The sequence below is a fragment of the Streptomyces sp. NPDC111744 genome (genome assembly GCF_055634995.1).
Map to the genome: position 1 here is coordinate 19,494 of NZ_JBVKCG010000048.1, position 7,664 is coordinate 27,157.

General features: G+C 66.1%; 3 protein-coding genes. 2 read left to right on the plus strand and 1 reads right to left on the minus strand.

Features of this window, described 5'->3' with window-relative positions; genetic code table 11:
* Positions 1-189 precede the first annotated feature (189 nt).
* On the plus strand, positions 190-939 hold the full coding sequence (locus ACZ7OO_RS42905) for a DUF6461 domain-containing protein (protein WP_471512821.1): 750 nt from the start codon (positions 190-192) through the stop codon (positions 937-939).
* A gap of 49 nt (positions 940-988) precedes the next feature.
* Here ACZ7OO_RS42905 and ACZ7OO_RS42910 read toward each other — a convergent pair whose 3' ends face one another.
* Positions 989-1,264, minus strand: coding sequence for a WhiB family transcriptional regulator (locus tag ACZ7OO_RS42910; RefSeq protein ID WP_381243111.1), 276 nt, complete (start codon positions 1,262-1,264; stop codon positions 989-991).
* Positions 1,265-1,940: 676 nt separating this feature from the next.
* Between ACZ7OO_RS42910 and ACZ7OO_RS42915 the strand changes: the two genes are divergently transcribed.
* Positions 1,941-6,014, plus strand: coding sequence for a carboxypeptidase regulatory-like domain-containing protein (locus ACZ7OO_RS42915; protein WP_471512822.1), 4,074 nt, complete (start codon positions 1,941-1,943; stop codon positions 6,012-6,014).
* Positions 6,015-7,664: the final 1,650 nt, after the last annotated feature.

Here is a 7,664-nt window from a genome sequence, read left to right on the forward strand (position 1 = left end):
CCACACGGGACTGACCCTCGCCACAGTTCAACCCAAGTCGATCCGGCAGTCCAGCAGCCGAGGCGCCTTGTGCCCTCCGAAGCATCGTCAGTGCGCGTTCGAGCAGATCCCGCTGTCGAACGTTGACGGTGTCCGGCCACCGACCAAGGATCACGGTCGAGTTGCGCGCGCCACCCTCCCTCTGGAATCTTGCTCGACCGTCGCCTGGCACGCGATCTCTCCGGAGCAGCCTGCGGCACCTTTCCGGTGCGCCGGGACACGATGAAGAGCGTTGAGAGGTCGCCCATGGTCACGCCTGGATTCCCGCGGGACATGCTCGATTCGGAAGGGCTACCGGTATGGATACGCGACCTCGCCAGCGAAGATCCGAACCACAGTCTGCATGTAGTGAGAGACATCGGCCCCCTGCGGGCACTGGAGGTCCTTCGCGTCGAGCCCGCTTCGATCCGCCCGTGCGTGCTTCCCGACAAGAAGCCGAACCAGTACACGTCACTGCCAGGTGCAGCCTCCGGCAGTGACACGGGAGACGCTGCCACACTGCTCGCCGGCCGCATCGGACAATGGACCTTCGTCTACGACGACTTGGGATACACCTTCGACGGCACCGCCGAAGCCCTCTCCCGTGGGGGGCGGACAGCGGTCACGACCATATACACCATCAACGGGCACGCCAGTCTCCAATACGCCGTGGACGGCGAGGAGGTCGAGGAAGTCGTCATCGACGATCTCAGCCTCGAAGAACGACTTCCCGGCATGCCCGCCGAACTGGTCGCCGCGTTCGAGGCCGCCGGGATCGCCGACTGGGAGGACCTCGAACCCGGCGAGGTCGACAGCCTGATCGGCATGCGTGTCGCCTGTGCCATGGCAGGGGCCGTCCTGACGCTGGACGACATTCGCCGGATACCCCTGGTCATGGCACAGCGAAACGCCGGCGACTGACCGTCCTCCCGAGCGGAGGCGGCCCGGAGGCGTCGAAGACGCGAGGAGCTCAGGTCTGGCCGGTCACACCGGTGGCGGAGCGCCGCTCATTCTCGGTGTAGCCGCCCCAAACGCCGTACTCCTGCTGCGACGCCTGGGCGAAACGGCCGCAGGGACCGCTCACGGGGCACTCACGGCAGATGGTCCGTGCGGCTTCTTCTCGCCGTTGACGAGCACGGCCTCTTTCGCTGTCCGGTGAGAAGAAGACGGAGCTGTCCATGCCTCGGCAGGCGGCGTCCTTCTGCCACGCCCACACCCGAAGAAGTGGCTGGGTGTGTGTATTCATGCTCACCCCTTTGAAGATCGGCCAGGCAGCGCTCCGAAGCCGTCTGCATCCCGGTAGGGGAGACCGCGGCTCGCAGATCGGCGCACAAGGGCCGCAGCGCAACCGAGAAAGCCGGATTGTCGTCCCGAACCCTACGAACTCGTGCTCGAGGTTTGCGTCGACGAACGCACGGACTCTTGCCCAGGGAGGCACCTCCGCGCTCGCTCTGAAGCGCAGTGCGTGGCTGGCCGGGCCAGGCTTGACGAACTGTCCGCGGTCAGAGCGGGCTCCCGGACCGGGGCCCGCGACTCGCGCACCCCGCCACCGTGTGCGCGGAGGGAACAACGTCGGTGCACGAACAGGCAAACGGACAGGCTCGCGATCCCTAGGCTTCTCTTCGATCCGACCCGGCCCCACTCGGTGTCATCACCCACCACCCTCAGGCACCGCACCTCCCGGCGGCCGTCACCGTGCCGCTCGCGCTCATGGTGGACATGTGCACCGCTCGTCACCGGCGTACGGCTCGGTCAGTCACCCGGGCCGTCGGTTCGGTGACGTATGCCCGGAACCTGCCCATGAATATTGTTACTTGACCTTTCATCGGCTCATCTGCGAAAACGTCTGTTGCGAACAAGGGTTCGTAGTCAACCGGTGGTCAAAGGGTTGGTCCGAGGTACAAGCGCACAGGAGTCACACGTTGCGAATATCTAGGCTGTTCACGGCGAGACCCGGGCCGACGCCCATGGGCCTGGGGGTTGTCGCCTTCATCGTGATGGCGGTGCTGAGTGCCGGTCTGCCCCTTGCCGCGGCGGCGTCGGCGGCGTCCACCGCCGACGGGTCGGCGCAGGACACCAAGCCGGCCGTGGAGTCCGTGTGCTCGGCGCCGAAACCCGGCCATGTCGGGTGTTTTGCGCTGCGACGCACGGATACCGTCGGCAAGCACGGGGTTTCGGCCACGGCACCGTACGGGTACGGCCCCTCCGATCTGCAGAGCGCGTACAACTTGCCGGTAGACGGCGGCGAAGGGCGCACGGTCGCCATCGTGGTGGCCTACGACGACCCGACGGCAGAGGCCGATCTGGCTGTCTACCGTGAGCAGTACGGTCTGCCCGAGTGCACGGCCGCCAGCGGCTGCTTCCGCAAGATCGATCAGCGGGGCGGCACCGACTTCCCCGAGCCGAACAGCAGCTGGGCGGCCGAGGCTTCCCTCGACGTGGACATGGTCTCGGCCTCCGCGCCCGCCGCGCACCTCCTGCTGGTCGAGGCGGACAGCACCGACTTCCAGGACATCTTCGCCGCCGTCGACCAGGCGGTCGCGCAGGGAGCCCAGTACGTCTCCAACTCCTACGGAAGCGAATACACCAGCGAGCCGGGCAGCGGCGAGGTTCCGGAGGAGGCCACCGAGTTCGACGCCCACTACGACCATCCGGGCGTCGCGATGGTCGCCTCCACCGGGGACCTCGGGTACGGCGTCTCCTACCCGGCCGCCTCGCAACACGTGACCGCCGTCGGCGGCACGTCACTCAGGCCGAGCACGACCGCGTCGCGTGGCTGGACCGAATCGGCGTGGGCCCTCGGCGGGTCGGGGTGTTCGGCGTACGAGCCCAAGCCCGGCTTCCAGACGGACACCGGCTGCGACACGAGGTCGGTGGCGGATGTGGCGGCGGTCGCCGACCCGTACACCGGCCTGGCGTTCTACCAGTCGTACGGAGGCCACGGCTGGGGACAGATGGGGGGCACCAGCGCCGCCGCCCCCATCATTACCGGCGTATACGCGGCCGCCGCCGTTCCCGATGCGGGCACCTATCCGAACGCCTACCCCTATTTCAAGCGGTCCGCGCTCAACGACGTCACCAGCGGCGCCAACGGCACGTGCACACCGGCCTATCTCTGCACCGCGGGCGCCGGCTATGACGGACCGACGGGTCTCGGCAGTCCCAACGGCCTGGCCGCCTTCCGCAACTACCCGCACGGCACGGTGAGCGGCACCGTCACGGACTCGACCGGAGCCCCGCTGACCACGGCGACCGTCACAGCGGACGGCTACCAGACCACCGTGAACTCCCACGGACACTATTCCCTCACGCTCCCGCCCGGCAGCTACGACCTGCACGCCGCCGCCTACGGCTACCGGACCAAGACCACAGCGGTCACGGTCGCCGACGAGGACTCGATCGCACAGGACATCTCGCTGGACGCCGCGCCGTCCCGGACCGTCACCGGCAAGATCACTGACGGCTCCGGCCACGGATACCCGCTCTATGCGTCGGTCACCGCCGAGGACGTGCCCGGCGCACCTGTCTTCACCAACCCCAACACCGGCGTCTACAAGCTGAAACTGCCGGAAGACCATGACTACACACTGAAGATCGTCGCCCAGTACCCCGGGTACCAGACAGCCACGAAGGACATCACCGTCGGATCCTCGACACGAGCGGTCGACGTCGCCCTCTCCGTGGACGCCGAGAAGGACACTTTCGCGGGCTACGACGTGGGGACCGTCGGCCGCACCGAAGCGTTCGACGCAACGGATTCCCCACCCGACGGCTGGAGCGTCGTCAATGCCGCCGGCACCACGGGTGGCTGGCAGTTCTCGGACCCTGTAAACCGTACGAACAAGACCGGAGGCAGTGGGGGCTTCGCCCTGGCCGACAGTCTCGTCTACGGCAACGGCAAGCGGCAGGACACGTCACTGATCAGCCCGGTCTACGACTTCAGCGACTACACCAGGCCGCGGATCTCCTTCGACATGGCCTACTTTGCCTCGCCCAGTCAAACCGGCACGGTCGACATCACCACCGACGGCGGCGCCACTTGGACCAATCTGCGCACGTACACCGCGGTCAGCCAGCCCGGGCATATAGACCTTCCGATCGCCGCCTACTCCGGAGCCAAGACCGTCCAGGTGCGGTTCCGTTTTGTCGCCGCCTACGACAACTACTGGGAACTTGACAACGTCTTCATCGGCGACCGCCCCACCACCCCCGTGAGCGGCGGGTTGGTGGCCGGTGTCATCACCGACGCCAACACCGGTGCCGGCGTCCTCGATGCGAGGGTCCGCAACGCCGATGATCACGGGCAGACCGGCATGACGGTGGCCACTCCGAACGACCCGCAGCTGGACGACGGCTTCTACTGGCTCTTCTCGGACACTCTCGGCAAACAGTCCTTCACGGTGACCAAGAGCAAGTTCGCCACCGGGACCGAGACAGCGCGCGTGGTGCCGGACGCCGTGACCGAGATCGACCACAGCCTCCAAGCCGGAAAGCTCACCATCAAGCAGGAAGCCGTGGACAAGACACTGACCTTGGGCGGCAGAGCCACGACGAAGCTGACGATAAAGAACACCGGCAAGGCTCCCGCGACCTTCTCCGTCGCCGAGCAGGTCGGCAGCCCCGAGGCGCAAACGCCCCCGGTCGACGGCGCAGCCTGGCAGTCGGTGGCAGATCTGCCGACGGCCACGATGGACAACGCGGTCGCCGCGTACGGAGGCCTGCTCTACTCGGCCTTCGGCTACACCAGCAGCACCAACGCCTACAACTCGGACATGTACGCCTACGACCCCGGCACCGACACCTGGTCGCAACTGGCGTCGGCAGCCGACCAACGTGATGCACCGGCCAAGGGATTCATCGGCGGCAAGTTCTACGCCGTGGGCGGATGGCGCAACGATGGCACACCCGATCCCAAGCTGGAGATATACGACCCGGCCTCCGACACCTGGAGCACCGGAGCGCCCTCACCCAAGCCCTACGCCGGCTCCGGAAGCGCGGTCCTGGACGGCAAGCTGTACGTCGTCGGCGGATGCGCCGAGAAGGCCTGCGACACCACGGACGTGTACGCCTACGACCCGGTCACCGACAAGTGGTCGGCGATGGCCCCGTACCCCATACCCATCACCTGGACCGCCTGCGGCGAGATCGCCGACATGCTCTACTGCGCCGGCGGCGCGACGTCGAACAGTGCTATCACGAAGCACGCCTACGCCTACGACCCGGTGACCGACAGCTGGTCACCGATCGCGGACATGCCCGTCGCGCTGTGGGGACCGTCCTATGCGGCGGCGAACGGCCTGCTCATCACCATCGGCGGCAGGACTGCGGCCAGCGTCACCAACAAGAGCTTCGCCTACGACGCCCAAGCCGGCACGTGGACAGCACTGCCCAACGCCGTTTCCACGATCTACCGCGGTGGTGCGGCTCCTGGCTTCTACAGTGTCGGAGGCAGACGGGCGGCCAACTCGGCGCCGGTCGCCACCGCCAGCGTGCTACCTGGATACGACCAGGGGGACCGTACGGACGACGTGACCTGGCTCGGTCTCCAGGGTCAGCAGGCGAACCTGCGACCGGGAGCCAGCACCACCGTGACCGTGTCTCTGGATGCCACGGTCTCCGAGGTCACTCAACCAGGCGTCTATGCGGCGAAGTTGCGCGTGCGCACCGACACGCCGTACCACGTCGCCTCGATACCGGTGACGATGACCGTCAACCCTCCCAAGGGATGGGGCACATACGCGGGCACCGTGCTCGGTGACGACGGCGAAGGCGGTACGGCCCCCCTCGCCGGGGCCACCGTCCAGTTCATCGGCAAGAAGTCGAGCCACACCCTGACGACCGCCGACGACGGAACCTGCTTCCTGTGGCTCGACGCTCATGGCGACCCGCTCACGGTGACCGTCTCGATGGAGGGCTATGAGTCGCAGACCACCCAGGTGAAATTGACGATGCAGGGCCCGACTCTCGGCGACTTCACGCTGAAGAAGGCCCCGTGACCGCCGCTCCCGTGCCTGACGGGACAGCTGCTGTAGCCGCGAGCGGTGTCCTTCTTCGAGGCCGCCCAGGTCCTTGGCGTCGTCGGCGACGGAGTTGCGCCGGGCGGTGAGCACGAAGGCGATACCAGCCGGGCCGTGACGGACGAATCGTCCGTCACGGCCCGACTGTCGGTCGTTCGGCCCCGTTGACACCCTGTGTCCGAGGCCTCCGAGGTTGAGCAGTCGGCAGTGGCTACGCGTACTCGTGCCAGTCTGTGCAGTTGTAATGCTGCTTGTATGTAGTTGTGATGCAGAGTCTGGCGGACCAGACCGCGGACCAGAGATTCGTGGATCCAGCCTGATCCTTTAGCACGGTGTACGTTCCGCTGCTGCCGTCGGCAAGTTGGAATTCGAGTGTTGCGGACGCATTGTCGATGGAATTGTAATCCGAGCCGGCATATACCCATATCCAGCCCGGAGCCCCGTTTCCAGGGCTGTTGTCCACTTCTCCTTCGGACCCGCCGATGTAGAAGTTGTCAGATGCTGAAGCGCTACCGGCCCCGACCAACGTCATCACGACGGCGATCGCCGACGCCGCTGTTGCCGTGACTATCCGCCGCACGAGCATGGTACTCCCAAACCGGAGATGATCCTGTCAATGAATTCGAAGCCTACTGCCGGATTGCTTGCTGGACAGCGTCAGCCAAGTCGTTGGCGTGAAACTCTGCCTGATGGTGCTGAATAGATTCAGCACTGGCTCAAGCTGAGTCTTCCGACTTGACTCACCTGCTGTTCGGACGGGCTGAGCAACTGTCACGTCGCACGAGCGTCCGGGGTGTTGAGGGCTACGTCCTGCGGGTTTCGGCATAGGACTCGGGAACCGCGTCCGTATCCCCGCGCCGCGCACGTCATCACCAATCTGCCGCACCGTCACAGGTCGATCCCGGTGCATGGCGGCTCACCACCACGACTCCCACGCCCAAATCACACCAGTCGAGGCGCGATCACCATGTCCTGATCAGGCTATGAGTCCCGCCAACTTCAGGAGATGTCACGGTCGCTTGGACCGTCTCGGCATGACAGCCTCCCCCCGTGGCTACTGAATTCGAGGCGGGTGAACTGTTGCACCGGCGGCCGGCGGGCGGCATTCACGCTCGCCGAGAGGGCGAACGCGTGAGCCGCCCTGGTGAGCGCCTTTGAGCGCAACCGGCTTCACGCAGCGTGGCTCTTGCCGGACGAACACATCGTCCAGGCTCCGTACCCCACAGATCATGGTGGCCAAGGCATCCCGGCACCCGCGAAAGATCGACGACATCCTGGTGGCGCATCCGAGCGACAGCAGAGTGCGCTCGGGGACCAGAAGACGCGCACTGCTGGACGCACTCAGCACAGCGAGGAGACCTAGCGTTCCTTTTGGCAGCCGAGTGGGATGAAGCGCCTCTCGCCCCCCACTCGGCCGCCTCCATCTGCATCGGCCACTGCACCGAAAGCGGACTTCCGCACAGGAACCACCTGATGAAGCCCCTTGCGAGGAAGACGCCAGCAGCAAGCCGCACAGTGCCTCCCGAAGGGGGGACCTAGGGTGTGTTTCAGAAGTGCTGCTCACAGCCACTCGTTAATGGCTGCGACGAGCACCGTCGCTTCGTAGCGGACAGCAAGCTTGTCGTATCT

What these genes read in the sequence shown, in the direction of transcription:
- ACZ7OO_RS42910 (WP_381243111.1), bottom strand. Translation starts at nt 1,264, where the DNA reads ATGAATACACACACCCAGCCACTTCTTCGGGTGTGGGCGTGGCAGAAG.